The organism is Halomonas sp. CKK8 (assembly GCF_029625235.1).
GTDB classification, from domain to species: domain Bacteria; phylum Pseudomonadota; class Gammaproteobacteria; order Pseudomonadales; family Halomonadaceae; genus Halomonas; species Halomonas ventosae.
In genome coordinates this window covers 948447-974167 of sequence record NZ_CP121193.1, presented here as the reverse complement: position 1 = coordinate 974167, position 25721 = coordinate 948447, and the positions used below count along the sequence as shown (strand labels likewise).

The following is a 25721-nucleotide window of genomic DNA, read 5'->3' as shown; positions in this document are numbered from 1 at the left end:
GCTGGCGCGGGTTTCGGAAGGTTCAAGGCATCCGGTCGCCAAACTGTCAGCCCTGATCTCCTCCAGGAAAGTACACGCGCAAGCGCTCGGACCTAGCCCCTCGGGTTGGCTCCGGGCGTTTTCGTTTCCGGTTCGATGATCCGGGCGCCAGCACTCAGGGCCAGCCGGATCTCCCGCACCGCGAAGGCAGCCTGCATCGTCTTGTCTGCCTTCCTGCGGTGATTCCCCTTTTCGGCAGCTTCCACAGCTTGCGGCCATGCCCGCAGCAGGCGGCGAACGGCCCGCCGGGTTTCGTCGGTTTCCGGTTCGATCCGGGCGCCCCGGTCGAGCCAGTGGTGGAAGTGCGCCACGTCATCCAGGATATGGGCTGTTTTTTCCGCCATGCTCATCCAGGACAGGGGCTCGGGCTTAGTTGCGGCCATGTGCCACCTCCTTGGAAGCCTCGAAGCTCTCCAGGTCCTCCAGGCGCCAGCGAGTGCAGCCAGGCCCCAGCTTTACAGGGCTAGGAAACACGCCGGCCTGACCCCAGCGCCAAACCGTCGACACTGCTACTCCGTAACGGGTTGCCACCTCCCGGGCGTTCAAAAATGAGCGTTGCTGGTTTGCGATGTTCATCGAATCTTCCTCCCACCGATTGGGTAGCGTGCGGGGACATCCCGAACTTTCTGAACTCTAGCGGCGGCAGGGGGAACTTTACAAGCAGAAATTTTTGTAAGTCATTGTTTTGTCTAGATTAACATCCTCTTTAACGTCCTTTTTAACGTCCTCTTCAATGTCCACCTAAGTCACCTACAGCGTCGGTCTTATCAGTCACGCTTACCCTCGAAGCGGTACCACATTGGCGCCAGGTTCGGCAGCGATCCGTTCGGCGACCAATTCCGCCCATCGCTTCCAAACGTCCTTTTGCGCTGGCCAGCGGGCGGCGTGGTTGTAGGTGGCGACCAGCTTGGGTGGGGCATGGCCCAGCATTTGCTCGACCAACAGCGGCTCAGCTAGCAGGTCCTCGGTCCAACGGGTGGCGGCGCTCCGGCGAAGGTCGTGCGTGGTGAACGGGGGCAGGCTGTACAGCGGGGCGGTCTCGTCGTGTTCTTTGCGGCTCCTGCCCTGCAACCGTGCAACCGCGGTGCTCAGGCTGTCCGGGTGAACCGGCTTGCTTGGGGCGGTCAGGCTGGGGAACACAAACGGGCTTTCGGTATGCTGGCGCTGTTCTCGCAGTATCTCCAGCGCCAGCGGTGCCAGGTATACGCGATGCGCTCGACGCGACTTGGCGCGCTCGGGGGGAATCGTCCAGGCATCCCGCGACACCTCATCCCAGCGCATCGCGGCGACCTCGGTCCGGCGGCACCCCGTCAGGATAAGCAGTCGGATAGCATTGGCGGTGCTGGCGCCCATGACAGCGGTGGCGGCCAGCCCCTCCGGGATGTGGCGGGCGTCCGTTATGGCCTGCCACAAGGCGCGCAACTCCGGCAGGCTAAGGTGACGGTCGCGGGGCTTTCCGGGGCGTGCCTTGATTTTGGCCGGTGTCAGGCCGGCGGCGGGGTTATCGTCGACCTGCTCCCGGTCCTCGCAGTAGTCCAGCAACTGGCGCAACAAGTTAAGACACTTGCGCGCCTCCTCCTTTGACGCACCAGCGGCGTCCTCCAGAACCTCGATAAGCAGCCGGCGGGTCACGTCTCGGACGTAAAACTTAGCCAAGCGTGGGGCCAAGTGCAGGCGCCAGCGCCCCTTGTGCTGGGCAACGGTTCGCTCGGTTGGCGGGTGACCGCCTTTGGTCGGGGCCTCTGCATAGAATCCGGCCCACCGTTCGAACGCCTCTCCCATCGTCCAGGCGGTCTCATTGCGGGCCTTCTCCGCCTCGCGGTGCTTCCGCGGGTCGATCCCCTGCTCTACCAGCTTGGCGGCCGCCGTGTGGGCTTTCCGTGCCTCTGCCAGCTTCATGCCCGGATAGCGCCCCAACGTCATTTCGATGAGCTTGCCGCCCAGTCGGAAGCGATAGACCCATGCCTTAGCCTGCCGGTCGGTACGAACATACAAGGAAAGCCCCCCGGCCGCCTTGTTGGCGACGGCACAACGGGCCTTGTCCTGACCCTCGGGTGGAGCGAAGGCGGCAACCTGACGATCTGTACTGATGGGCTTCTGGTGGGGCTGGCGTGCGGCCATGGCGTGGTGTCCTCGGTTATCAGTGTGGGGGCGGGGCGATTTCGCCCCCACATACGCCCCCACACGAAACCAGTATAGTCTGATATTCAGCGAGACACCATGGGACTAAAAAATGGCTCAACAAACTGTATTTAAAGTAAAAAATGGAATAGATTGAAACTGATTGAAACCCCGTGAAACCGTTTATCGTAGTTCTCCTAAGGGGAAGGTCTCAGGTTCGAATCCTGATGGGGGCGCCAGTAAAATCAATATGTCAGCTTGAACCCTCACCTCGAAATACTCTTCAAAATCACTTCCGACCCCAACAGCGACCCCAACAAGATTGCTTGGTAGGCCTAAGCTGGGGCGACGTCATCGATGACATCCCAAGATAAGCCTCGCGCCAAACTATCAAATTTATTCACCATGGGTAGATGGCCACGCGACACGTCTCAGCGCATCTGGGGCCTGAGACAAAGCGCCGGACGAGTTCAGGGGCGCATCGAGAAAGTGCTCGACTACACTACCGAATCAACCACAGAGACTCCGTGAACCCTGCGGGCTTGCGAAGTCACTTCTACCAGCCACTACCCCGACCAGGACCTCTTCCTCAAGATGATCAAGAAACTGGTGCCGGGATGACCGGCAGGGTGCTGTCCCCGGCACGACATAAACAACGGGGGTGGGGGGCAGTGCGTCTTGAAGGCGGGAAATCGGTCACAAAATGACCGATTCTCGCGCCATCCAGCATGAAGAGCTGGCCTGCTCACCCGCCGGGCAGAACTCGCGACACTGGTGCAATATTCAGGCTAGCAACTTGACTTCCTAGAACAAATACTTGAAACGCAGTCGACCACCGTAGCGGTCGGCATCATCTATATTGTCGATTTCCTCATGATCGACCCGGCTATAGTAGGCGCCGAGATAAATATTGAAGCTTTCGATACTCATCACATTGGAAAACCGGCAGGTAATGATTGAATGTTTGGGCGTCCGAGTTATGGAACTTTTTTACGAGTTAAACTAATAAAGAAAGGCATTACATACAGTACCATCCAAGCCAAAGCCGTACACAGCACAGCGGTTTGCTCGCGTCCCAATCCAACTGCTATTCCTATGGCGGCCGTGAACCAAATGCCAGCCGCCGTGGTAAGCCCTGTAGCACCTTGGTTATCTTTGCCAATGATGATAGTTCCCGCACAAAGAAAGCCGATGCCGGCAATCACGCCCTGAATGACACGACTCATCTCCGAATCCGAGATACCCGCTTGCTGCGGGATAAAAATAAATAGTGCAGCCCCCATGCAAACCAGCATATGGGTGCGTATCCCAGCAGCCTTTCCACGCTGCTCTCGTTCGAGCCCAAGTAGGCCACCCAAGAGGGCAGCGAGCAACAATCTAATAACAACAACTACGAACTCACCCAAATCATTAAAATCCGAAAACTCAGATAAAACAATATTTCCGATAAAATCCATAAATTTCTCCCTATAAACCCCGGATCACCCTTTACTATGCAAAAAACTCTTGTCATTTTTGAATGACAAAACATTAGCAGCGTCAACTTAAGCTTTTGGAAAATCAATGTGCTTTCAGCACCCGAATTCGAAGATACAAGCGTAAGATTCTGATCTCAGGCAAACACGTTTCCAGGATTGGCGCCACAACAATCATTTGAAGTGGTCACCGAAATTCGGACCAGGCGCTAAGCTCTGGTCAGACCGACCAGGAGAAACTGATCATGAGCAGGAAACGTCGGCAGTACAGCAGTGACTTCAGGGCCAAGGTGGCTCTCGTCGCCCTGAAGGGCGACCAGACCACCTCGGAGCTGGCCGCCCAGAACAGCCAGGAGGAGACCGACACCCTCTACCGCGAGATCAGTTAGCTGACGGTGGAAAGGGATTTTTTATGACGCAGGCTCGATCATTGCGCCGGGCACAGCGCCTGGCCATGATCGAGCCGCCCTCCCCCGCCACCTCGAGTCTGAGACGGCATTGTCAGCTACTTGGTATCAGCCGCTCGTCGCTGTACTACCGCCAGCGCGAGTGGCTGACCGAGGATCTGGTACTGATGCGCCTGATAGATCAACAGCACCTGCTGACGCCGGTCTATGGGTCACGCCGGATGACCGTCCATCTCTATCGGCTGGGCCACCGGGTCAACCGCAAGCAGGTCCGTCGTCTGATGCGCCAGATGGGGATTCAGGCCGTCTATTAGAGGCCTCGTCCCAGCCTGCCGCGCAAGGGGCATCGCATCTATCCCTACCGACTGCGCGGCCTGACGATCGACCGGCCGAATCAGGTGTGGGCGACCGACATCAGCACATTCCGCTGGCACGCGGGTTCATGTACCTGGTGGCGGTGATGGACTGGCACAGTCGTCGAGTGCTGTTCTGGCGAGCCTCCAACACGCTGGATAAGGACTTTTGTGTCGATGCGCTGGACGAGGCACTGGCACGTCACGGATCGCCGGAGATCTTCAACTCGAGGGGTACCAATTCACCAGCCAGGCCTTCACCGACGTCCTCGAGACTCATGGTGTGGCCATCAGCATGGACGGCAAGGGCTGCTACCGGGACAACATCTTCGTGGAGAGGCTCGGCGCAGCGTGAAGCATGAATGCGCCTACCTTACGGCCTTCAAGGACGGGGCTCATCTGAAGCAGGAATTGAGGCGCTATTTCACCTGATACAACCGGGAATGACCCCACCAGGGGTTGGATGATGCAACACCTGATGAGATGTACTTCCCTCATCCACTGACACAGGCCGCCTGACGCCGATAATGACCCGATCCGAGATTAGATGACCTGTCAGACGGTCCAGAGGAAAGGGTCCACTTCAGTGCCCTTCCGGGGACAAGCAGAGTTGTAATACGAAGCCAGTCATGAAGGTAGCAACCGTGGTGAGCTGCTGAGCGAAATTACTGGACCAGGTGATGTCGCGGGCAGAGAAGATTAGTCTCTGGGAACTGAATGGTCCCATGGGACGCAGGCGGACATGCCAGGTGCATTGACCACTGGGACCTCGATGGGGCGCTCATACTCAACGGTGCCGCCCTGTGCTAGAAAGCGACGGTATTCTTCGGCCAGGCTTGCCGCCTACTCGGCGGGCAGGAACGCTTCAAGGCGGGCATTCTCGCCCTGATCCCGAGCAAAGCCGGTGGCCTCGATAGAAGGTCTCACTGACCTTCAGGTAGCGAAACCCGCCACCGGCCTCTCCTTGAACAACCATCAGTGCATCCAGGGAGTGCTCGAAGGCGGCGTGCAGCAGGCCATCAAGACTCCTCATTGTCACTACGGTAGTCGGTTCTGCCCAACCACGAGGAGCAGTGTGCCCGCTCCTGCCTGCAAGAGGGGATCATCCGCTCACTCTCTCTTATCGGCCAAGCCAAGGTAAGGCTGAGCCCAGCTGACGAGAGGCTGAAAACTCCAGCGATGGGTCGGCAGGGAGTCAGGGAGGTTCACCAGACTGGCCGCATTACCCCTCCGCTCTCCTCCGTCGCTCCTGCACCGCCAACACGGCCAGCGTCATTGCCGTCAGGGGCAGTGCAAAATAGAGCAGGGTGGCGCTGAAGACTGGCAGGGCGTCGTGGTCGGTGGCCGCAAGGATCAGGTAGAGGGTGTAGGCCAAGTAGTAGGCCAGCAGCACGCCACCCTCCCAGCGGTTGATCACCCCGCCGGTGAAGCAGATCGGCAGGCAAGCCAGGGCAACAACAATCATCACCGGGATATCGAACCCAAGCAAGGCGTCGGAGACGGCGATGCCCGAGGGGGCAAGCAAGCCCGTGAGCCCCAGCACGCCAAGAAGGTTGAAGACGTTGCTCCCTACCACGTTGCCCACGGCGATATCGCGCTCGCCACGCAGCGCGGCGATGATCGAGGTGACCACCTCTGGCAGCGAAGTACCGGCGGCGATGATGGTCAGGCCGATAACCTGCTCGCTGATGCCCAGCGACTGGGCAAAGCTCACCGCGCCGCCCACCAGCCAGCGCGAGCCCAGCACCAGCATGGCCAGGCCGACCCCCACGTACAGCAGGTTGATGCCGAGGGATGAAGGAGCCGATTCGCCGTCCGGAGCAGCCTCCATCGAGGGCGCCTTGGCGTTCTGGCGAAACAGGAACACCAGGTAGGCGCCCAGGCCGGCAACCAGCAGCACACCGTCGAGGCGACTGACCCCGCCATCCATCGCCAGCAGCAGCACAGCCAGAGACAGCCCCACCATCAGCGGGATGTCGAAGCGGATAAGCTGCTGCGCCACCACCAGAGGCACGATAAGCCCCGAGACGCCCAGGATGAACAGCACGTTGAAGATATTGCTGCCCACGACGTTGCCCATGGCGATGCCCGCCTGATCATCGAGGGCCGCCTTGAGGCTCACCGCCAGCTCCGGCGAGCTGGTGCCGAAGGCCACCACCGTCAGGCCAATGATCAGCGGTGACATGCCGACGCGGGTGGCCAGCCGCGAGGCGCCCCTCACCAGCCCCTCGGCACCGAGAATCAGTAACAGCAAACCGGCAAAGAATGCCAAGAGCATCATGCTTCCCCCTTCCCCATACTAAGTCTCTGTCGTGAGACCAGTATTACCAGTTCCTGACTAAATGGCACCCCTTGTCAGCACAAGGTTGCACGCATGCCACCGCCGCAAGAAAAGCAGCTAATCATATATAGATTCCATCAGGATAGCGAAACAATTGAAACCTTCCGTCCCTCTCACTTAAAAACATCAGGAGCCGCAATATCCCTACTTAAAATCTATATGGAAAAAGGGCAGAAATCGAAGCAGCTTCAAGAGGATCTGGATAAGCTACAGAATGACGCCCGGCTGAAAGCTTAGCTTGACTTAAAGAACCACCTTGAAGCTCTGATGCGACAAGTCGAAATTCGGCAGTCGATGTCATCGGTCTTTTCAACCCGACGCCTATCGCCAACAAGACATCAAGCAGCACCAGAAGCATAGGCCGTGCCAAGCGCAAGCTCAATATCTACAAGCACCCAATTCAGGTGAAGTTTTCGAGACCCGGTGCGGCAATAAGAAGACGCTGAAGTGGTGAAGTGTAGTGGTCAAGTGATTTTGGCCACCGTATTTTGAGCATTCCAGTAGTTCTTTTCTGCTACATTCGGCGGCAGTCCATCGTTATGCCTGTGCGGCCTGAGGCTGCTGTAGTAACCGATCATATAATCAGTTACAGATTGCTTCGCCGACCCAACATTGGGGTAGCCAATCTCTGGCATCCATTCCGTTTTCAGACTCCTGAAGAAGCGCTCTGTCGGGGCATTATCCCAGCAATTGCCACGGCGACTGAGACTCTGCGTCATCCGATATCGCCAGAGCACCTGCCGGAATGCCAGGCTGGTGTACTGGCAACCCTGATCCGAATGAAACAGGATGTCCGGTGGCTCTCCACGCGATTCGTAGGCAATGGTCAGTGCCTTCTTCACCAGCTCCGTATTCGGAGACAAAGATAATGCCCAACCCACGGGCTTACGGGCATACAAGTCGATGACTACCGCCAGATAAGCCCAGCGTGCCCCTGTCCAAATATAGGTAATGTCGCCAGTCCATACCTGATTGGGCTCCTTTACGTCGAACTCCCGATCGAGAAAATTCGGGATATCCAGGTGCGGCTGATCAGCCTTCTTGTAGGCGTGGCTTGGCGGCTGTGAACTCACCAGCCCCAACTGCTTCATCCGTCTGCTGGCCCGATAACGACTCAGCGGTGTTCCAGCCTGCGTGACCATTTTGGCGATGCTGCGAGCGCCGGCAGAGCCGTTACTGACGGTATGCGCCTCGACAACCTGATCCAGTCACAGGGCCTTCTGTCCCGGCTACGCCAGGCCCGGTAGCTACTGCGATGCACCCCAAACACCTGACACAAGTGCTGCACCGCATAGCTCTCTTCAAGTCGCTCGATTATCGAGAATTGCTCAGGGAGTCCGACATCAAGAGAGCGGTAGCCTTTTTTAATATTTCCTTTTCTTCCTCCACCCGCCGCAGCTTGCGCTTCAGTTCCTGAATCTCACGCTGTTCCGGCGTCAGAGCTTCACCTTTCAGCGGTGCCTTGCCTGCCCGCTCAGCCCGAAGCCTGCGTACCCAATACTCCATGGTGGACTTGCCAACTCCCATGGCCTCACACGCCGCCTTCAGCGTGTAACCCTGATCGACCACGAGCTGGGCCGCCTCCAAGCGAAATTCCGGGCTGAACGTTCTCTTCTTCGTCATCGTCTGCACCTGACTGTCTCTGTGAGTGATCATACACTCAAAACCAGGTGGCCAGATTCACTATGCCACTACACTCGCCCGGAAGGGGGCTGGTGGCGAAACCGGAAACGAAGCATCAACCCGCCACGCCTGCTGCTTCAGGCATTCATCGTACTGATTGGGGGTGGGCGCATGCTTGCTGAAACTGCCCATCGCCACGGTCACGCCCATTAGCTGGATGGAGGCAGCCTTCACGGCAACCTCGGCGGTCACCGTGACGGGGTTGGTTGTCGTTGACACTGGCAGCCAGTTCACCATCTTCGGGCAGCTGGTCATACTCTCCTTGATTCAGCTTGGCGGCCTGGGACTGATGACATTTGCCGTGCTCACGGCACTAGCGCTCGGTTTCAAGTTGCGACTCAAGCACCAACTCGTGGCGCAGGAGGCCTTCAATGAAGTCTCGCTCAAGACCGCCAGGCGAGCGGGAAGATCCATTGCTGCCTTTGCACTTGTCACTGAGGCCATTGGCATACTGTTACTTGCTACGTTCATGGTGCCCGAAATGGGATGGCAAGAGGGTCTGTATCAAGCACTCTTTTATACCATTTCCGCCTTCAATAATGCGGGATTCGCCCTGTCCTCGGACAGCCTATCGGCTTATGTCAGCCACCCAGGCATAAGCCTCTCGGTCACGGCGCTGTTCATCACCGGTGGCCTGGGTTATATCGTCATCATGGAAGTACTGGAGAAAAGGCACTGGACCCAACTTTCGGTCTACGTAAAAGTCATCCTCATTACCACACTGGTGCTCAACGCTGCCGCCGTCGTGGCCATCCTGATTCTTGAGTTCAATAACCCCAGTACGCTGGGTGCACTGGATGGGCTTGGCAACAAGCTGCTGGCCGCCTGGTTTCAGGGCGTCACGCCCAGGACAGCCGGGTTCAACACGCTAGACATTGGCGCCTTGACGGCTGGCACCACCGTATTGATGCTGCTTCTCATGTTCATTGGCGGTGCCCCCAACTCAACCGCCAGCGGGATAAAGATCTCGACATTCTTCATCCTGATCACCGCAACGCGCTCCTTCCTCAAGGGCAACCTGGTCATCAACTTCTTCGGCAGGTCACTGAGCCGGGAGACCCTATTGAAAGCGCTGGCCACCACGACCATCGGAATGGCCACGATTTTCATGGCGGTATGGATGCTGGCCATCCTGGTAGAAGACGACTTCATGGATATTGCTTTTGAAGTGGTATCGGCGTTTGGAACCGTCGGTTTATCGCGCGGCACAACCAGCGAGCTCGATACCGCCGGCCAGCTGGTGATCATGGCCGTCATGCTGATCGGGCGCCTCGGGCCCCTTACGCTGGGCTATACCTTGACGGTTCGGCGAAAGTCACATGTGCGATATGCGCCCACCGAGTTCCCCGTGGGGTGAGCCCCCCATGGGACATGGCCGTAGCAGGCAGTTGGCGATGCCCTGTCCAGATTTTACGGATTTTTTAGATGGCCCTGTGATGCCATGACATCACTGGCTCCATGCCAGATGGCATAACCGCAGAACGTCGAGGAGGCTAGCATGCGCGAGAGCGTGCTCCGGGAGCAGTGGCTCAACTGGGCGCCGATACTCAAGGTGCTCTCCGTGCTGTGGCTGGTCCTGGCGGTCTTCATGATGGTGCCCTGGCTGGTCCTGGTCATCGAGGAAGACCCCGATGCACGCGCCTTCGCCCTGTCCACCGGCATCGTGCTGGCTTCGGTGGCCATCAGCTTGCTGGCCACGCTGCGTATCACGGTTTCCCTCAAGCCGTGGCAGATGTTTCTGGTCACCACGCTCAGCTGGGTGAGTATCAGTACCTTCGCCAGCCTGCCGCTGGTGCTGGGGGCGCCTCAACTCACCTTCACCAACGCCGTGTTCGAGTCGGTGTCGGCCATTACCACCACCGGCTCCACCGTCCTGTCGCGCATCGACCAGCTTTCCGATGGCCTCAAGCTATGGCGCGGCATCATGCAGTGGCTGGGCGGCATCGGCATCATCGTCATGGGCATCGCCATCCTGCCGTTCCTGAAAGTCGGGGGCATGCGGCTGTTCCATACCGAATCCTCCGACTGGTCCGACAAGGTCATGCCGAAAACCGGCGGCATCGCCAAGGCAACGCTCGGCATCTACTGCGGCTTCACGCTCACGGCGATGCTCGCCTACTGGCTGGGTGGCATGGCACCGCTGGATGCCGTGGTGCATGCCATGACCTCGCTGGCGACCGGTGGCTTCGCCAATTCCGATGCCTCCTTCGGTGCCTATGCCGAACAGCCCCACCTGCTATGGCTGGGCTCCCTGTTCATGCTGATGGGCGCCCTGCCCTTTGTCCTCTACATCCGCGTGTTGCGCGGGGCACGGATGGCGCTATGGCGGGATCAGCAGGTGCATGGGCTGCTGATCCTGCTGGCCACGGTCTGCCTGTTGCTGACCCTGTGGCGCATGTGGCTGGGCACCCCACCCTTCGAGGCACTCACCCATGTGGTCTTCAACGTCATCTCCGTGGTCACCACCACCGGCTACGCCTCGGATGACTACACCCTGTGGGGCCCGATGGCGACGGTCGCCTTCTTCTACCTCACGTTCGTGGGAGGCTGCAGTGGCTCGACCGCCGGGGGCATGAAGATCTTCCGCTTCCAGGTCGCCATGCTGCTACTGGTCAGCCAGCTGCGCTTTCTCAACCACTCCAGCGGCGTCTTTGTCTCGCGCTACAATGGCCAGACGCTGACCGACGAGATCACGCGTGGCGTGGTGGCGTTCTCGTTCTTTTTCTTCCTGACCATCGCCGGGCTGGCACTCGGCCTATCCCTGATGGGGCTGGACTTCATCACGGCGCTCTCGGGCGCCGCCACGGCGGTGGCCAATGTGGGGCCAGGGCTCGGCGACATCATCGGCCCGTCGGGCAACTTCATCCCTCTGCCTGACGCCGCGAAGTGGCTGCTGTGCGTCGGCATGCTGATGGGGCGTCTGGAGATCCTGACGGTGCTGGTCCTCCTGACCCCGATGTTCTGGCGGCGATAGATCACCATGCAAAAGGCCCTCGAGGAGACCATGCAGGATCTCGAAGAACACACGGCCAGTCCGTCGCGTCATCCAGCGCCCATTCGGCTGCTGGTCGCACTGAGCGGTGGCGCAGAGGATGCCGCTCTGGTGCGTGCCGCCCATCGCCTGGCGACGCGTGACCGCGTCCAGTGGTGTGCCGCCTACGTCGAGAGCGACAGGGAGGATCCGCAGCGACGGCTGATGCTGGAGCGCGACTTTGCCCAGGTCCAGCGCCTGGGCGGCGATGTCCGCGTGGTCTCGGGACAGGATCGTGCCCGCGAACTATTGGCACTGGCGAACGAGCTGAAGGTTGCCACCCTGCTGGTCGGCCATGGGCGCCCCTCGGGCTGGCGGTTCTGGCGTCGCCCTCTGGCAGAGCGTCTGGCCCGTCTGGGCGGACCCTTCGACCTCGTGGTGGCCGCCGAGGCACGCCAGCGGCCACGCTTTCGTCCTCGCCCCCGGCAACGCCCCGGGCTGTGGCGGGATGCCGGCATTGCCGTGAGTTCGACCCTGGCGGCCCTGGGCCTGTCGGCGGGCCTGAAGTCCTGGCTGGCACTGGGCAACCTCTCCTTGCTGTTTCTTGGCGCGGTACTGCTCAGTGCCACCCTGGCGGGCACCCGCTCCGCCATGCTGGCCGCCGTGCTGGGGTTTGTCAGTTTCAATTTCTTCCTGACCGAACCGCGCTACTCGCTGGCCATGGTAGAGGACGATCAACTGGTCACCGTGGTGGTCTACCTGCTGGTCGCCGTGGTGGTCGGGCAACTGGCGGGCAGCGCCCGAACCCGCCTGCTCGCCCTGCGGGCGAGCCGCGAGCAGACCTACCAGCTGCTGACCTTCTCCCGGGAGCTCGCGGTGGCAACGGACCGGCACCGCGTCGGCGAGGTGGGCGTGGCCACCCTGATGCGCTGGCTCGGTTGTCCGGTGGTGATGCTGGATACCACCGATGAAGAGGGTGATGTGGCAGTGCTCCATAGTGCACCGGCCGGACATCATCTTGCCCCCGAAGCCAAGACCGCCGTGGCCTGGAGCCGTCTTCATCGTCGTCCCAGCGGCAAGGGGACCGAGCAGCCGCTGGACACCGACTGGCAGGTGATTCCGCTGGTGGAACAGGGGCGGCTGGTGGCGCTGATCTGCCTGACCCTCGGACAACGGGAGCACCCGCCATCTCCCGACGAGGACGGGCGCATCGATGCCATGCTGCGCCTGCTGACACTGGCGCTGGAGCGCACCCGCCTGGTCGCCGACCTGGAGGCATCGCGGCTTTCCGAGGAGAACGAGCGCCTGCGCTCGGCCCTGTTGTCATCGGTTTCCCATGACCTGAGAACGCCCCTGGCCTCGATCATCGGCTCTGCCAGCACCTTGCGCGACCTGGCCGACCAGCTCAACGAGGCCGACCGTGGCGAACTGCTCGACGGCATCTTGAGTGAAAGTGAACGACTCGACCGTTATATCCAGAACCTGCTGGACATGACCCGCCTCGGGCAGGGTGGCCTCAAGCTGGAGCGCGACTGGATTTCCATGGAGGACCTGGTGGCCAGCGCCCTGCGGCGCCTGGGACCTGCACTGCGCGGACTTCACGTGCAGCGCGACTGGCCGGAGGACCTGCCGCTGTTGCACGTGCATCCGGCGCTCATCGAACAGGCGCTGGTCAATGTCATCGAGAATGCGGCGCGCTTCTCGCCGCCAGGCGGGACGCTGCGCCTTGAGGCCGGGGTCGAGTCGGGCCAGCTATGGCTCGCGGTGACCGACCAGGGCCCCGGCATCGAGCTCCACCTGCGCGAACGGGTGTTCGACATGTTCTATACCGGCGGTGAGGGCGATCGCGGCCGCCATGGCAGCGGCCTGGGGCTGGCCATCTGTCGCGGCATGCTCGGCGCCCATGCCGGCACCATCGTCGCCGAGCCTGGCCACGAGGGAACCGGCACGCGCATCGTGATGCGCCTGCCGCTGCCCGATGCCATCGAGGAGCCTCGCCACCATGCCGAATGAACCCCAACGCATCCTGGTCATCGACGACGAGCCGCAGATTCGTCGTTTCCTGCGCATCAGCCTGGTCTCCCAGGGCTTCGTGGTCTATGAGGCGGCGAATGGTCGCGAAGGGCTGGCGCTGGCCCTGAGGGAGGTACCCGATCTCGTCCTGCTGGACCTGGGCTTGCCCGACATGGACGGCCAGGCGGTGCTCGACCGGCTGCGCGCGCGCAGCCAGATGCCCATCATCGTGGTCTCGGTGCGTGGCCAGGAGGGGGAGAAGGTCCGGGCACTGGACCATGGCGCCAACGATTACGTGACCAAGCCCTTTGGCATCCAGGAACTGTTGGCACGCATCCGTGCCCTGTTGCGCCTTCGCGAGGTCTCCCAGGAGATCCCGGCAGGCCAGCGCTACCGCGGCAACGGACTGGTGATCGACCCCGTCGAACGGCGTGTCTGGCGGAACGGGGCCCCCGTTCACCTGACACCCAAGGAGTACGCCGTGCTCGAACGCCTATGCCGCCACAGCGGCCGGGTCGTCACCCAGACACAGCTGTTGCGCGAAGTGTGGGGGCCGAGCCACGCCGAGGATACCCACTACTTGCGCATCGTGATCAGCAAGCTGCGCCAGAAGCTCGGTGATGATCCCGCTGACCAGTCACTGCTGCAGACCGAGGCCGGTATCGGCTACCGCCTGATGATCGAGCCCGAACGCGCCGACGATCCTGCCGACGACAAGAAGGAGAACCTGCCGTGAAGATCATCATCCTCGGCGCCGGCCAGGTCGGCGGCACCCTGGCCGAGCACCTGGCCCGGGAGGAGAACGACATCACGGTGGTGGACACCGACGGTGAGCGCCTGCGCGAGCTGCACACCCGCCTGGACATCCGCACGGTGTCCGGGGCCGGCTCCTACCCCATGGTGCTTCGCCAGGCGGGCTGCGAGGATGCCGACATGTTGATCGCGGTGACCAACTCCGACGAGGTCAACATGATCGCCTGCCAGGTGGCCCACACCCTGTTCCGCACGCCGACCAAGATCGCCCGGGTACGCGCCACCGCCTACCTGACCCGCAAGGGGCTGTTCGCCCACGAGGCGGTGCCCATCGACGTGCTGATCAGCCCCGAGCAGGTGGTCACCGATCATATCCGCCGGCTGATCGAGCATCCCGGCGCCCTGCAGGTGCTGGAATTCGCCGGCGGCCTGGTGCAGCTGGTGGCGGTGAAGGCCATCTACGGCGGGCCGCTGGTGGGCCAGGAGCTGGGCTTCCTGCGCCGCCACATGCCCAGCGTGGACACCCGGGTGGCGGCCATCTACCGCCAGAACCGGCCGATCATCCCCCGCGGCGACACCGTGATCGAGGCCGATGACGAGGTCTTCTTCATCGCCGCCCGCCGCGACATCCGCGCGGTGATGAGCGAGCTGCGCCGCCTCGACCGCGACTTCCGCCGGGTGATGATCGCCGGCGGCGGCAACATCGGCGAGCGCCTCGCCGAACACCTGGAGCACAGCCACCAGGTCAAGATCATCGAGCACAACCTCGAGCGCTGCACCCAGCTCTCCGAACGGCTCGACCGCACCGTGGTGCTGCACGGCAGCGCCACCGCCAAGCGGTTGCTGGAGGAGGAGAACATCGAGGACTGCGACATCTTCTGCGCGCTGACCAACGACGACGAGGTCAACATCATGTCGTCGATGCTGGCCAAGCGCATGGGCGCCAAGAAGGTGCTGACGCTGATCAACAACGCCGCCTATGTGGACCTGGTGCAGGGCGGCGAGATCGACATCGCCATCTCGCCCCAGCAGGCCACCATCGGCAGCCTGCTGACCCACGTGCGGCGCGGCGACATCGTCAACGTCCACTCGCTGCGCCGCGGCGCGGCCGAGGCCATCGAGGCCATCGCCCACGGCGACACCCAGTCATCCCGGGTGGTGGGACGCGCCATCGGCGAGATCGACCTGCCCCAGGGCACCACCATCGGCGCCGTGGTGCGTGGCAAGGAGGTGTTGATCGCCCATGACGACGTGGTGGTGGAATCCGGCGACCACGTCATCCTGTTCGTGATCGACAAGCGCCGGCTGCGCGACGTGGAGCGGCTCTTCCAGGTCGGGCTGACCTTTTTTTAAGGAAGGGTTGCTAACTGTAGGGTCACGGGTCAGCGACCACATCGTGGTCGCGAGCGAGGGATGTATGTTCTTTGCAGAACTGGGGTATCTTCAATCAATCCGCATCACGGATACCACGATGCCCCAACCAGGAGCATCGTGCACTTTATTAGTGCGATGTCTTTTTTGGCCTCTTCGTCGCTGGGTATGTCACTAGCTGTCGGGTCCAAGATTATCAATCACCCGGAACCCTACAGGTAGACGATAATCTCGGCTCCGCGAGGAGTAGGCTGCAGCGCTTGGGCCTCGGCCATCACCTGATCGATGGTCACTGGGAGGGCGATCTCATCATGGGCGCCAACAATCGCTCTGCCGTCGGTACCCTGGTGGAACGCACCACGCGCTTGGTGATCGTGGTGAAAGTGGATGGCACCACGGCCACGGAGGAACTCGACGAGCCTTCCAGGCTCACTACCCGACCGCACCACAGATGGCTAGGAGGATCGATGAGCCAGGATATCAGCGCGATCGTCTCCGACTCCCCCTCATGACGTCCCGGCTGGTGCGCTCTCGCCCCCCAGAGCGCACCAGCCGACGTCATGGTGAACCTTCCTTGATGAGGATCCGGCGGTAGAGGCTTCGATCGGCGGCATAGCAGCCACAGGAGGCCTCGATCAGGCCGGCCCGGTCCAGCACCGTGATATCCCCCCGCTGATAGCTGATCAGCCGGCGCCCCTGAAGCGCCATGGCGGCCAGGGTGATGCCGGAACGACGCACCCCCAGCATCATGGCCAGAAACTCGTGGGTGAGATGCAGACGATCGGAGTGGGCACGATCCTGGGTCATCAACAGCCAGCGCGCCAGGCGGGCCTCGACCTGATGAAAGTGGGTACATGCCGCCACCCGAGTGAGCTGCTGCATCAGCACGTAGAGATAGCGATTCAGCAGCGCCTCGAGTGCGGGGCGCTGCTCCAGGTGACGGCAAAAGGCAACCGCCGGCATGCGCAGGGCCTGCCCTGCCCCCTGCACCAGAGCGCGCAAGGGCGACTCATCCAGCCCCAGGATCAAGGGCATGCCGTACATCCCTTCACTGCCGACCATCGCCACTTCCAGCCGCTCACTGTCACTCAGGCTGGCAATCAGGGAGATGAAGCCGTCGAGCGGAAAATGGACATGCAGGATCTGCCCACCTGGCTCGGTCAATACCTCACCAAACGCCAGGTCGATGGTCTCGCAGTCGGCAAGGAAAGACGCCCGGTCCTGAGGCGGCAGGCTGTCGATCAGGTGGTTGGTCATCGGACCGGGGATAGAGGACTGCATGTGCTCGCTCCTGGTGAAGACCCGGCAATCGGCACATGGCAGGCAACCACCAGGCTCCGAGGCCGGCGGCAGCCGGGGTGATCAGGCAGTCACCGAAAAGCCACCGAACGAACAGTGGCATGTTCATCATCATGCCGTCGGTGCGCCAGGAGACACACGAAGGGCACGTGCTGCTCGAACACGATCTCGCGCCGCGAGGAAAAGGGCCCCATCACCCGGGACGATGGTAGCTCAGCAGGCGATCGTACTCCTTCTTGACGACCGCATAGCACTCACAGACCCGCACCTCCAGGCCAGGCCTGTCCAGGATGCTGATGTGCCCGCGATGGTAGGAAATCAGCCCGGCCCTCTGCAGCTTGCCGGCCGACTCGGTGACGCCCTCTCGGCGGACACCCAGCATGTTGGCGATCAGCTCCTGGGTCATGACCAGCTCGTTGGTCGGCAAGCGATCCAGGCTCAGCAAGAGCCACCGACACAGCTGCTGATCCAGGCTGTGGTGCCGGTTGCATACCGCCGTCTGCGCCATCTGGGTGATCAGGGCCTGGGTGTAACGCAGCAAAAGGTACTGGAGCGTCGACGCGCGATCGAATTCATCCTTGATGAGTTGCCCCTTGAGGCGATAGGCGCTGCCGGCGCTCTGCACGATGGCACGGCTCGGCGTAGTTTCGCCGCCCATGAACAGCGAGATGCCGACGATACCCTCGGCACCGACGACGGCAATTTCCGTCGAATCCCCATCTTCCATCACGCAGAGGAGCGATACGATGCAGTCCACCGGGAAGTAGACATGGCGCATCACCTTTCCCGACTCGACCAGCGACTCCCCCAGGATCAACTCGACTCGCTCGAGGTGGGGTGCCAGGCGCTGGTATTCATCCCTCGGCAGGGCCGCCAGCAGGTGATTCTGACGAGGGTCATGTTGCTGGGCCATGACGAACACTCCCGTATCGGGCAAGCCGCCCTGGCAACAGGGGGAGAAGAGCGGGCTTGTCCGATGGTGGTTGACGAACCGAGGCAGCCGCTGGAACGCCTTGCCGGCCTCACCCCGGGTCACATCAAGAGACAGGCGACCGGCGGCCCAAGGGTACCAGCCATCCGCTAACAAATTGAAATATTTAGAAAAAAGACGAATCAAACAAGACTCACTGCACTCCCCCCAGCCGCCGAAACACGCTCAGGAAGTGAAGTCCATGCCATGTACGCTAACGCACGGAAGCGACGCCGTCACGCCACTACGCTCGCTGGATATCGGCCAGGCGCTCCAGGGCTCGGGCCAGGCAACGCCACCCCGGCGGAAATCGGACATCGGCAGAACAGGAAACCGGCTCATGGTAATGCACGCCCTTCTGATGACCAGGTCCCTTGTCTCACGCCATCGAGCGCACCAGCGGACCACGCCATCCTTGCCCACCGCATGGGCATCTGCGCCATGGGCCAGGCGCGTTCCCAGGCCGAGTCCATGAGGGACGATTCGATGCTTGAGGGCACCGCCTGGACACCACTCGGTTCCGCCGCCTTCCCTGCCGAGCAGCCGCTGCGGCAAGGTCACCCTCCGCGCACGGAGGTCCTCCCCGAGCGAACAGCGACCAGAACCTCGAGACGGTGCCTCGCAGCGGCCCTGGAGGCCGAGAAGCGATGGGCCCGGGCGGCCCTCGGCGCCATCGGCGATGCCGTCCTGACCATCGACCTCCGCGGGACGGTCACCTACATGAACCGGGTGGCGGAGACCCTGACAGGCTGGTCACAACGGGAGGCCATCGGAGCGCCACTCTCGCGTGTGTTTCCTCTCGTCGATGGCAAGACACACCGCACGGCCATCACCCCCGGGCGGCGCGCCATCGAGGAGAACAGAGCGGTGGGCCTCGCCCTGGATGGCGTGCTGGTCCGCCAGGATGGCAGCAAGCTTGCGATCGAGGATTCCGCGGCGCCCATCCATGACCGGGAGGGTCGCGTCACCGGCGCCGTGATCGTGTTCCACGACGCCTCCCAGTCGCAGGTCATGCTGGAGCGGATGGCCCACCTCGCGCAGCATGATGCACTCACCGGCCTGCCCAACCGTGCCCTGCTGACCGAACGGCTCTCCCGCGCCCTAGGCCTGGCCCGACGTCACCGCCACCTGGTCGCCCTGCTCTATCTCGACCTTGACGCCTTCAAGCCCATCAATGATTCGTTCGGCCATGCCGTGGGGGACAGCCTGCTCCAGGCGGTGGCGAGTCGTGTTCAGGAGTGCATGCGCGACATCGACACCGTCTGCCGCCAGGGTGGCGACGAATTCGTGATCCTGCTCGCCGAGATCAGGCGACCCGAGGATGCCACCCGAGTCGCGGAAAAGCTGCTCGCCGTCCTCGGCAGGCCCTACTGCATCCATGGCAATCAACTCCTTGTCACGCTCAGCATCGGCATCAGCCTCTACCCGGATGATGCCGACGATGCCGATGCCCTCATGCACAACGCCGACACGGCCATGTACCACGCCAAGCGAAATGGTCGAAATGGGCATCACTGCTTCACGGCCGAGATGAATACCCGCTTCCTGCAACGCAGGCGGACTGAACCAGGCCTGCACCACCCCCTCCAGCCCTCGCAACTCGTTCTCGACTTCTAGTGGAGGACAGGGCGTTTTGCCAAGCTTCGGATGCGAAGCGCACTGTACGCCAACGAACAGATGGCGGGGGGCCAGTCGCCTATCATCAAGGTGGGTGAGGCAAGGGAACTGCTTGTACAGGGAGTTGCACCACGCGTCGCACGGACGGCGACGCCATCATGACACGAGCCATCCCGCAGCATCCTGGCACAGGATCATGCGCCAAACAGGAATACTTCTTAATGAACAACATCGTCTATATCGTCGGTGCCGTCGTGATCGTTCTGGTGGTCCTTTCCGTTCTCGGGCTTCGTTGAGGCAAGCGACGAGCGAGTGGATCGGCAAGGCATCGGAAGCCGAGGGGCTGCCGGCCGGAGACATACCATCCCGCTGGAAACGCGCTCGTAACCATCCTCGAGGAATTCGTGTTCCTGCGCTTCCTGTTCGGTCACATCGCGCTGACCAGTGCCAATGACACCTACACCGACACTCTGGGGAACCATGAGCGGCAGGAGTACCGCCAGGCCTTGCCGATAGTCGTCCGCCTTGCCACCACCGGCGACGCTGACGCCCAGTCCATGTTGGGGCAAATGCACGGCCGGCCAAGGGCCGCTCCGGGTCTTCGTGGAGGCGCATAACATAAGGGGTACAACCTGGCCGCGGCTCTTGGCCAGCGAGATGCCGCCGCTGCGCGCGATGCCCGTCGACTTCACCGAGAAGCTGGTCAATGCCCAGATCGACGCGACCAAGGCCAAGAAATCTTTGAGCACGCGGGCCAGTTTACGCGAGATACCCAGGTCGCCGATCCCTGATCGGTGGCCTCTTGGTGTGAGCCAATCGACGACCGGGGCATCACCCCCGTTCGCTGCGCAAGAGCCTGCCGGCGTGCTTGGGCACCGAGTGAGTTCGTCGACACCCGTTCCGCATGGACCTGCCCATCTATGCTGTAGCCAGGCACTTGGCCTGAATCACTTTTTCGCTTTACTCCCATGGAGTTTGCACTGTGGCCGACGAGAACAGCGTGATTGTCTTCTACGACGAGCGAATGCTGGCCCATGAGCCGGATATCGAGGTGCCTTTCCTGCCGGGTCGCATGGACGATCGTATCCGTTCACTGTTGGTGGGACTGGGCGCTCCCTGGAAATATCCGGAACACCCCGCCAGGCTCACCGCTATCCGGCACCTTCTGGAACTCGAGCCGGTTCCCGGCGTGACCTTCGAATCGGGCATGGCGGCGACGCGGGAGCAGCTGGGGCGCGTGCACACCAGCTCCTACCTGGACCATATCTTCGCGCTTCGCGGCCAGAGTGCCTGGCTGGATGTGGACACCACGGCCGTGTCACCCGGCAGCGTCGACGCGGCCGAGGTGGCCGCCGGCACGGCGATCGCCGCCGTCGAGGCCGTCGTCGAGGGAAGAGCCGAGAGCAGTTTCGCACTGGTGAGACCACCCGGTCACCACGCCGAGCCGGTGCGCGCCCGCGGCTTCTGCCTGTTCAACAATGTGGCGGTGGCCGCCGCTCATGCCCGCATGGCACTGGGCTGTACGCGTGTGATGATCGTTGACTGGGATGCCCACCACGGCAATGGCACTCAGGATATCTTCTGGGCCGACCCTGATGTGCTGTTCTTCGACCTGCATCGCGCCGCCCCCTTCTATCCTGGTACGGGGAGTCTCGAGGAGGTCGGCATGGGCCGCGGGGACGGCACCAACGTCAATGTTCCCCTCCCCGCCGACGCCGGCGACGCCGCCTACCTCAAGGCCTTTCGCGAGATCCTGGTACCGGCGGTCGAGTGGTTCCAACCCGAGCTGATCCTGGTCTCGACCGGTTTCGATCCGCACACCCATGACCTGGCCCTGGAGGTCTCCTATGACGGCTTCGCCGCCATGACCGACATCCTCAAGGCCTTGGCACGCCAGCATTGCAAGGGACGCCTGGTCTTCGTGCTGGAGGGTGGCTACAACCTGATCTCGCTGTCACGCGGTGTCAGGACGGTGCTGCAGGTGCTGGCCGGCGATGTGCCGGCGGAACCCGGCCAGCGTGGCATCGCCGAAGTCGGGGCCGCGGCGGACTTTCACCGCGGTGCCTTCGCCGGGCCCCCCCCGGATTGACCAAGGGCCATCAGGGACGGGCACCAATGAGCGAAATCTTCTTATTTGCGCAAGCGCATCGAAGAACAGTTGATGGTTCGGGTAGTCCATCGTAAAGACGAGTGCCTTCGGTTTGCCAAGCGCCAGGCTTTGTCCGAAAAGTCGAATCTGCTAATTCTAATTATCACCACCAGCGAGTATTTTTAAAACCCAACCTGGGTTTATCGTTATCCCGCGAATTCGATAACAGCGAAACCTCTCCTGCCGATGGAATTTTACGGCGTTTTTTGATTGCTTTTGTGTCGTCATGCTGTGTGAAACGTCGGACAACACAGGCCCACCTCCTCACCGTCATACGCTACCCGCACATTGGCCGGCAAGGCGCATGCTCCCTCACATAGCTCCCTGTCAAGCTCGTGACCGATATGGGTCAGGTAGGCCATCGGCACCGACAGCCGCTCGATGATCTGCACGGCAAGCGTCGGTGTATTGTGATTGCGAGGCTCACTCACACGACTCGGGTAGCCACAGTCCAGCACCACCACGTCCGGCTGCCACTCGCGCAGGAAACGCTCGGTTGCCCCCGGCAGGCCGCAGGTATCGGTCAGGTAGGCCAGCCGCCCTCCCCCATCGTCCAGGCAATACCCCAGCGTCGGCTTGCTGTGGTTGAGCGGCACCGGCGTCACCGTCAGCGACGGAAGTGACAGGGGTCGGAACGGCTTTAGGGGTACCTGGAAGTCGAGCACGCCGGGGTGGCGAAAGAGGTCGGCACACCCTTGCGGATCCTTGGGGCCGTAGACCGGGATCGACTCGCCGCACCCCCAGCGCAGGTGCAGGAGCCCCTGCACATGGTCGGGATGGTAGTGCGTCAGCAGGATGGCACTGGGGCGATGTCGCTCACAGCGTTCGACCAAGTCCATCTGCCCGGCATCGAGCAGATAGCGATGTCCGTCGACCTCGACCTCGGCGCTGCAGGGCCCACGCCGGGCGCTGGCGATCACCCGCGCCCGGGCACAGACAAGGCAGTCACAGCCGAAACACGGCACCTGGGCACTATCGCCGGTGCCCGTGAAGCGAAACTTCACGCCATGACCTCCCCGTCGACCAGCCGTTCCAGGGCCGCCAGGGTAAGATCCAGTGGACCGCCGTTATCCAGGCGCGGCACCTCGGGCAGCGCATCACGCAGCTCACGATGACGCGCCAGGCGGGCCTCGATCTCTGCCTCATCTTCGCGCCCGCGACGCCTGAGCCGGGCGCGGAGCACCTCGTCCGAGGCGGTCATGACCACCGGCGTCAACGCAGCGCCGAAACGCGCTCTGGCCGAGGGCAGCGCTCGACGGCTGCCGTTGACCAACACCACGCGATCACGAGCCAGCCAGGCGTCGAGCTCGATCCCCAGGCCATAGTGGAGACCATGCGCCTCCCAGCTCAGGGCGAACAGGCCCGCGCGTCGGCGGGCCATGAACTCCTCGGTTGACAGGGCGACGCTGTTCTCCGAGGCACCACTGTCTCGGGTCACATAGCGGTGGGCGACGAGCCACTCCGGATAGTGCTGGCGCGCGGCAGCCAGCAGCGTGTCCTTGCCCACCCCGCTGGCCCCGACCAGATAGATCAGGCACCCCATCAGTGCACCTGCCGTCCGGCGCACCACACCCGCTGGACCAGCGGATGGTCGTCCACCACCCGCACGCGCAGCAGGTCGGCCCGCAAGCCTGTAACCAGGCGTCCGCGGTCCTCCAGGCCGACGGCCTGCGCCGGAGTATGGGTGGCCGTGGCCACGGCCTGGGGCAGCGAATAGCCTGCTTCCATGTCGGCGATGCGGAACACGGCATCGAGAAGCGCCGCCGGGTAGTAGTCCGATGAGAGCACATCGAGCACGCCCAGCGATACCAGCTCCGCCGCGGCGATATTGCCCGAGTGGGAGCCGCCGCGGACCACGTTGGGCGCGCCCATCATCACCGCCAGCCCGTGACGGTGGGAGGCCTCGGCCGCCTCGCGCGTGGTGGGGAACTCCGCCACGCGAGTGCCGTACTCCAGGCTCTCGGCCACATGCTCGATGGTGGCGTCATCGTGGCTGGCCAGGGCCAGGCCACGCCGGTGGCACGCCGCGGCGATGGCCTGACGGTTAGGACTGCTGTAGCGCGCGCTGTTGGCCAGTTGCTTCTCGATAAAGGCCTCCAGCGCCTCATCGCTCATGCGGTGCTTGCCCTGGTAGTAGGTCCGGTAGGCGTCGAGGCTCACGAACTGACGCTGCCCCGGGGCATGATCCATCAGCGACACCAGGCCGAGCAGCGGCGAACCGGCCAGGGACTCGAAGCGCTCCAGGGTCGCCGGCTGACAGACCTCGCAGCGCAGGTGGAGGCGATGGTCGATGCGGGCCATGCCGTCGTCCATGATCGCCTGCAGCGAGGCAACCATCTGCTTGAGCGCGCCTTCACGCATGCTCTGCTCATCGATATCGCCGATGGAGAGCGCGTCGAACACCGTGGTGATGCCGCTGGCGGCCATCTGGGCGTCGTGAGCCAGCGCCGCGGGACGGCCTGGCCAGGCCACCTTGGGGCGGGGCTGGAAGTACTTCTCCATATTGTCGGTGTGCAGCTCGACCATGCCCGGCATCAGGTAGTCGCCGTCGCAGTCCACGGCGGACGGCACGGAGGTTACGCCACCATCCACGGCCGCGATGCGTCCGTCGCGAATCACCAGGGAGCCTCGGCGTACCTCGTCGTCGAGGATCAGCCGGGCGTTGGTCAGCACCTGTTCGTCAAGAGACATCAGCCTCGCTCCTCTGAAATGGCTTCTACCGCATCAAGGAAAGCCAGGGCATCACCTTGAAAATCCTTGAGATGTTCTTGAAGCAACTCATGTGGCCAGTGCCACCAGCCCACCGCTTCCAGGCGCTCCGGAATGTCGGAATTCTCGAAGCGCGGCCGCAAGACGCGGGCGGGGTTGCCCACCACGATCATGTAAGGCGGCACATGTCGCGTGACCACGCTCCCGGCGCCGACGATGGCACCATTGCCGATGTGCACGCCCGGCAAGACTGTCACTCCGTGGCCAATCCAGACATCGTGACCCACAACGACACGGTCATTTTCGCGCCACGCGAACACATCCTGATCCAGCGCCTGACTATCTGATGTGAAACCGAATTTGCCGGGCCGATAGGTAAAGTGGTGCAGCGTGGGTCGCCACCACGGATGGTTGCTGGGATTGAGCCTCACGCTGGACGCGATGGAGGTAAAACGGCCCACCTGCGTAAACATCAGGTCGCCATCACGCTCGATATAGCTGTAGTCCCCGAGCTCAACGTGATTGAGCACACAGCGCTCACCCACCTCCGACCAGCTCCCCAGGCGGGTCGCATTCAGGGAGGCCGTGGGATGCACGCGGGGCTCGGGAGCGAGCGTTGTCATAGTCGGCTGATGATCCGACGCGGGTTGGCTCGCGCCTGGTTGCCGACCTACCTGCTGTTGGTTGGCGTGCATCAGCGCACCTCCTCAGCAGCAGGTGGTGTGGAAGCCATTGCGGCGCCCATGTGCGGCGTCAGGGGCAACAGGCGATCGGCAACGCGATCGCGCACGTCCTCGTCGTGGAAGATGCCCAGCAGTGCCGCGCCGCGCGTCTTGGCCTCCTGGATCAGTTCCACCACCACCTCGCGGTTGGCGGCATCCAGCGAGGCGGTGGGCTCATCCAGCAGCAGTAGAGGATGCTCGGCGATGAAGCCGCGGGCGATATTGACCCGCTGCTGCTCGCCGCCGGAGAAGGTGCCCGGGGGGAGGCTCCAAAGGCGCTCGGGCAGGTTGAGCCGTGCCAGCATCGCCTCAGCCCTCTGGCGAGCCTCGGCCTCGTCCACGCCACGGGCCAGCAGCGGTTCCATCACTACTTCCACCGCCGGCACCCGCGGCACCACGCGCAGGAACTGGCTGACGTAGCCGATCACGTCGCGACGCAGGGCATGCCAGGCGTGGGCGGGCAGCGTGTCGAGCGACAGGTCACCGTCTTCGAAGTGCAGGCGCAGCGTGCCGCCGGTGACGCGGTAGCTGCCGTGGAGCATCTTGAGCAGCGTGCTCTTGCCGATGCCACTGGGTCCGGATAGAACCAGGCACTCGCCGGGCGACAGGGTCAGCGTCAGGTCACGCATCACCTCAAGGGTCATGCCGCCCTGGCCGTGCAGCACGAAGGCCTTGTGCAGGGCGTCGACGCTGAGAAAGGGGTGCGTCAAGGATGTCATGGCAGGCCT

At 62.4% G+C, this 25721-nt stretch carries 20 protein-coding genes and 3 pseudogenes; 9 read left to right on the top strand and 14 right to left on the bottom strand.

Annotated features, from left to right (window positions below):
* Positions 1 to 92 precede the first annotated feature (92 nt).
* From P8934_RS04615 to P8934_RS04600, 4 genes are all read right to left on the bottom strand, one after another.
* Complete coding sequence (locus tag P8934_RS04615) at positions 93 to 422, bottom strand: hypothetical protein (protein ID WP_278033148.1); 330 nt, start codon at positions 420 to 422, stop codon at positions 93 to 95.
* Positions 409 to 615 carry an AlpA family phage regulatory protein gene (locus P8934_RS04610; protein ID WP_278033147.1) on the bottom strand — a complete coding sequence of 69 codons (207 nt, stop codon included), beginning with the start codon at positions 613 to 615 and terminating at the stop codon, positions 409 to 411. The genes P8934_RS04615 and P8934_RS04610 overlap by 14 nt, the downstream gene beginning before the upstream one ends.
* A gap of 201 nt (positions 616 to 816) precedes the next feature.
* A complete protein-coding gene (locus P8934_RS04605; protein WP_278033146.1) occupies positions 817 to 2160 on the bottom strand; it encodes a site-specific integrase in 1344 nt (447 codons plus the stop codon).
* Between the two features lie 977 nt (positions 2161 to 3137).
* Positions 3138 to 3617 (bottom strand): MgtC/SapB family protein, encoded by a 480-nt coding sequence (locus P8934_RS04600; RefSeq protein ID WP_278033145.1) that lies wholly within the window; start codon positions 3615 to 3617, stop codon positions 3138 to 3140.
* Positions 3618 to 3880: 263 nt separating this feature from the next.
* Between P8934_RS04600 and P8934_RS04595 the strand changes: the two are divergent.
* A pseudogene (locus tag P8934_RS04595) lies at positions 3881 to 4839 on the top strand (IS3 family transposase); the annotation flags it as partial.
* Positions 4840 to 5617: 778 nt separating this feature from the next.
* On the opposite strand, the gene P8934_RS04590 reads toward P8934_RS04595, so the two are convergent.
* Positions 5618 to 6676 carry a calcium/sodium antiporter gene (locus P8934_RS04590; RefSeq protein WP_278033144.1) on the bottom strand — a complete coding sequence of 353 codons (1059 nt, stop codon included), beginning with the start codon at positions 6674 to 6676 and terminating at the stop codon, positions 5618 to 5620.
* A 524-nt stretch (positions 6677 to 7200) separates the two neighbouring features.
* Positions 7201 to 8359 (bottom strand): annotated as a pseudogene (locus P8934_RS04585) (IS3 family transposase).
* Positions 8360 to 8534: 175 nt separating this feature from the next.
* Here P8934_RS04585 and P8934_RS04580 point away from each other — a divergent pair.
* From P8934_RS04580 to P8934_RS04555, 6 genes and pseudogenes are all read left to right on the top strand, one after another.
* Complete coding sequence (locus P8934_RS04580) at positions 8535 to 9776, top strand: potassium transporter TrkG (RefSeq protein WP_278033143.1); 1242 nt, start codon at positions 8535 to 8537, stop codon at positions 9774 to 9776.
* Positions 9777 to 9917: 141 nt separating this feature from the next.
* Positions 9918 to 11393, top strand: a complete 1476-nt coding sequence (trkI, locus tag P8934_RS04575) for a Trk system potassium transporter TrkI (protein WP_278033142.1) — start codon at positions 9918 to 9920, stop codon at positions 11391 to 11393.
* A gap of 6 nt (positions 11394 to 11399) precedes the next feature.
* A complete protein-coding gene (locus tag P8934_RS04570; RefSeq protein ID WP_278033141.1) occupies positions 11400 to 13403 on the top strand; it encodes a DUF4118 domain-containing protein in 2004 nt (667 codons plus the stop codon).
* Complete coding sequence (locus tag P8934_RS04565) at positions 13393 to 14139, top strand: response regulator transcription factor (RefSeq protein WP_278033140.1); 747 nt, start codon at positions 13393 to 13395, stop codon at positions 14137 to 14139. The genes P8934_RS04570 and P8934_RS04565 overlap by 11 nt, the downstream gene beginning before the upstream one ends.
* Entirely contained in the window at positions 14136 to 15509 is a 1374-nt protein-coding gene (gene trkA / locus P8934_RS04560; protein ID WP_133637018.1) for a Trk system potassium transporter TrkA, read from the top strand. The genes P8934_RS04565 and trkA overlap by 4 nt, the downstream gene beginning before the upstream one ends.
* 299 nt (positions 15510 to 15808) lie before the next feature.
* Positions 15809 to 15928 (top strand): annotated as a pseudogene (locus P8934_RS04555) (IS30 family transposase); the annotation flags it as partial.
* 157 nt (positions 15929 to 16085) lie between these two features.
* Here the strand turns inward: P8934_RS04555 and P8934_RS04550 are convergent.
* Positions 16086 to 16808: a Crp/Fnr family transcriptional regulator gene (locus P8934_RS04550; protein WP_278033139.1), complete on the bottom strand. Its 723-nt coding sequence runs from the start codon at positions 16806 to 16808 to the stop codon at positions 16086 to 16088.
* Positions 16809 to 17019: 211 nt separating this feature from the next.
* A complete protein-coding gene (locus P8934_RS04545) occupies positions 17020 to 17739 on the bottom strand; it encodes a Crp/Fnr family transcriptional regulator (RefSeq protein ID WP_278031734.1) in 720 nt (239 codons plus the stop codon).
* Between the two features lie 543 nt (positions 17740 to 18282).
* Between P8934_RS04545 and P8934_RS04540 the strand changes: the two genes are divergently transcribed.
* Positions 18283 to 19413: a diguanylate cyclase gene (locus tag P8934_RS04540; protein WP_278031735.1), complete on the top strand. Its 1131-nt coding sequence runs from the start codon at positions 18283 to 18285 to the stop codon at positions 19411 to 19413.
* A 218-nt stretch (positions 19414 to 19631) separates the two neighbouring features.
* Here the strand turns inward: P8934_RS04540 and P8934_RS04535 are convergent, their stop codons facing one another.
* Positions 19632 to 20162, bottom strand: coding sequence for a hypothetical protein (locus tag P8934_RS04535; protein WP_278033138.1), 531 nt, complete (start codon positions 20160 to 20162; stop codon positions 19632 to 19634).
* A 233-nt stretch (positions 20163 to 20395) separates the two neighbouring features.
* On the opposite strand from P8934_RS04535, the gene P8934_RS04530 reads away from it, so the two are divergent.
* Positions 20396 to 21502, top strand: coding sequence for a histone deacetylase (locus P8934_RS04530; RefSeq protein WP_278033137.1), 1107 nt, complete (start codon positions 20396 to 20398; stop codon positions 21500 to 21502).
* 284 nt (positions 21503 to 21786) lie between these two features.
* On the opposite strand, the gene phnP is transcribed toward P8934_RS04530, so the two are convergent.
* The 5 genes from phnP to phnL form a co-directional block, all read right to left on the bottom strand.
* Complete coding sequence (gene phnP / locus P8934_RS04525) at positions 21787 to 22566, bottom strand: phosphonate metabolism protein PhnP (protein WP_278033136.1); 780 nt, start codon at positions 22564 to 22566, stop codon at positions 21787 to 21789.
* A complete protein-coding gene (gene phnN / locus P8934_RS04520; protein ID WP_278033135.1) occupies positions 22563 to 23105 on the bottom strand; it encodes a ribose 1,5-bisphosphokinase in 543 nt (180 codons plus the stop codon). The genes phnP and phnN overlap by 4 nt, the downstream gene beginning before the upstream one ends.
* Positions 23105 to 24253 carry an alpha-D-ribose 1-methylphosphonate 5-triphosphate diphosphatase gene (locus P8934_RS04515; RefSeq protein ID WP_278033134.1) on the bottom strand — a complete coding sequence of 383 codons (1149 nt, stop codon included), beginning with the start codon at positions 24251 to 24253 and terminating at the stop codon, positions 23105 to 23107. The genes phnN and P8934_RS04515 overlap by 1 nt, the downstream gene beginning before the upstream one ends.
* On the bottom strand, positions 24253 to 24894 hold the full coding sequence (locus P8934_RS04510; protein WP_278033995.1) for a DapH/DapD/GlmU-related protein: 642 nt from the start codon (positions 24892 to 24894) through the stop codon (positions 24253 to 24255). The genes P8934_RS04515 and P8934_RS04510 overlap by 1 nt, the downstream gene beginning before the upstream one ends.
* 71 nt (positions 24895 to 24965) lie before the next feature.
* Positions 24966 to 25712 (bottom strand): phosphonate C-P lyase system protein PhnL, encoded by a 747-nt coding sequence (gene phnL, locus P8934_RS04505; protein ID WP_278033133.1) that lies wholly within the window; start codon positions 25710 to 25712, stop codon positions 24966 to 24968.
* Positions 25713 to 25721: the final 9 nt, after the last annotated feature.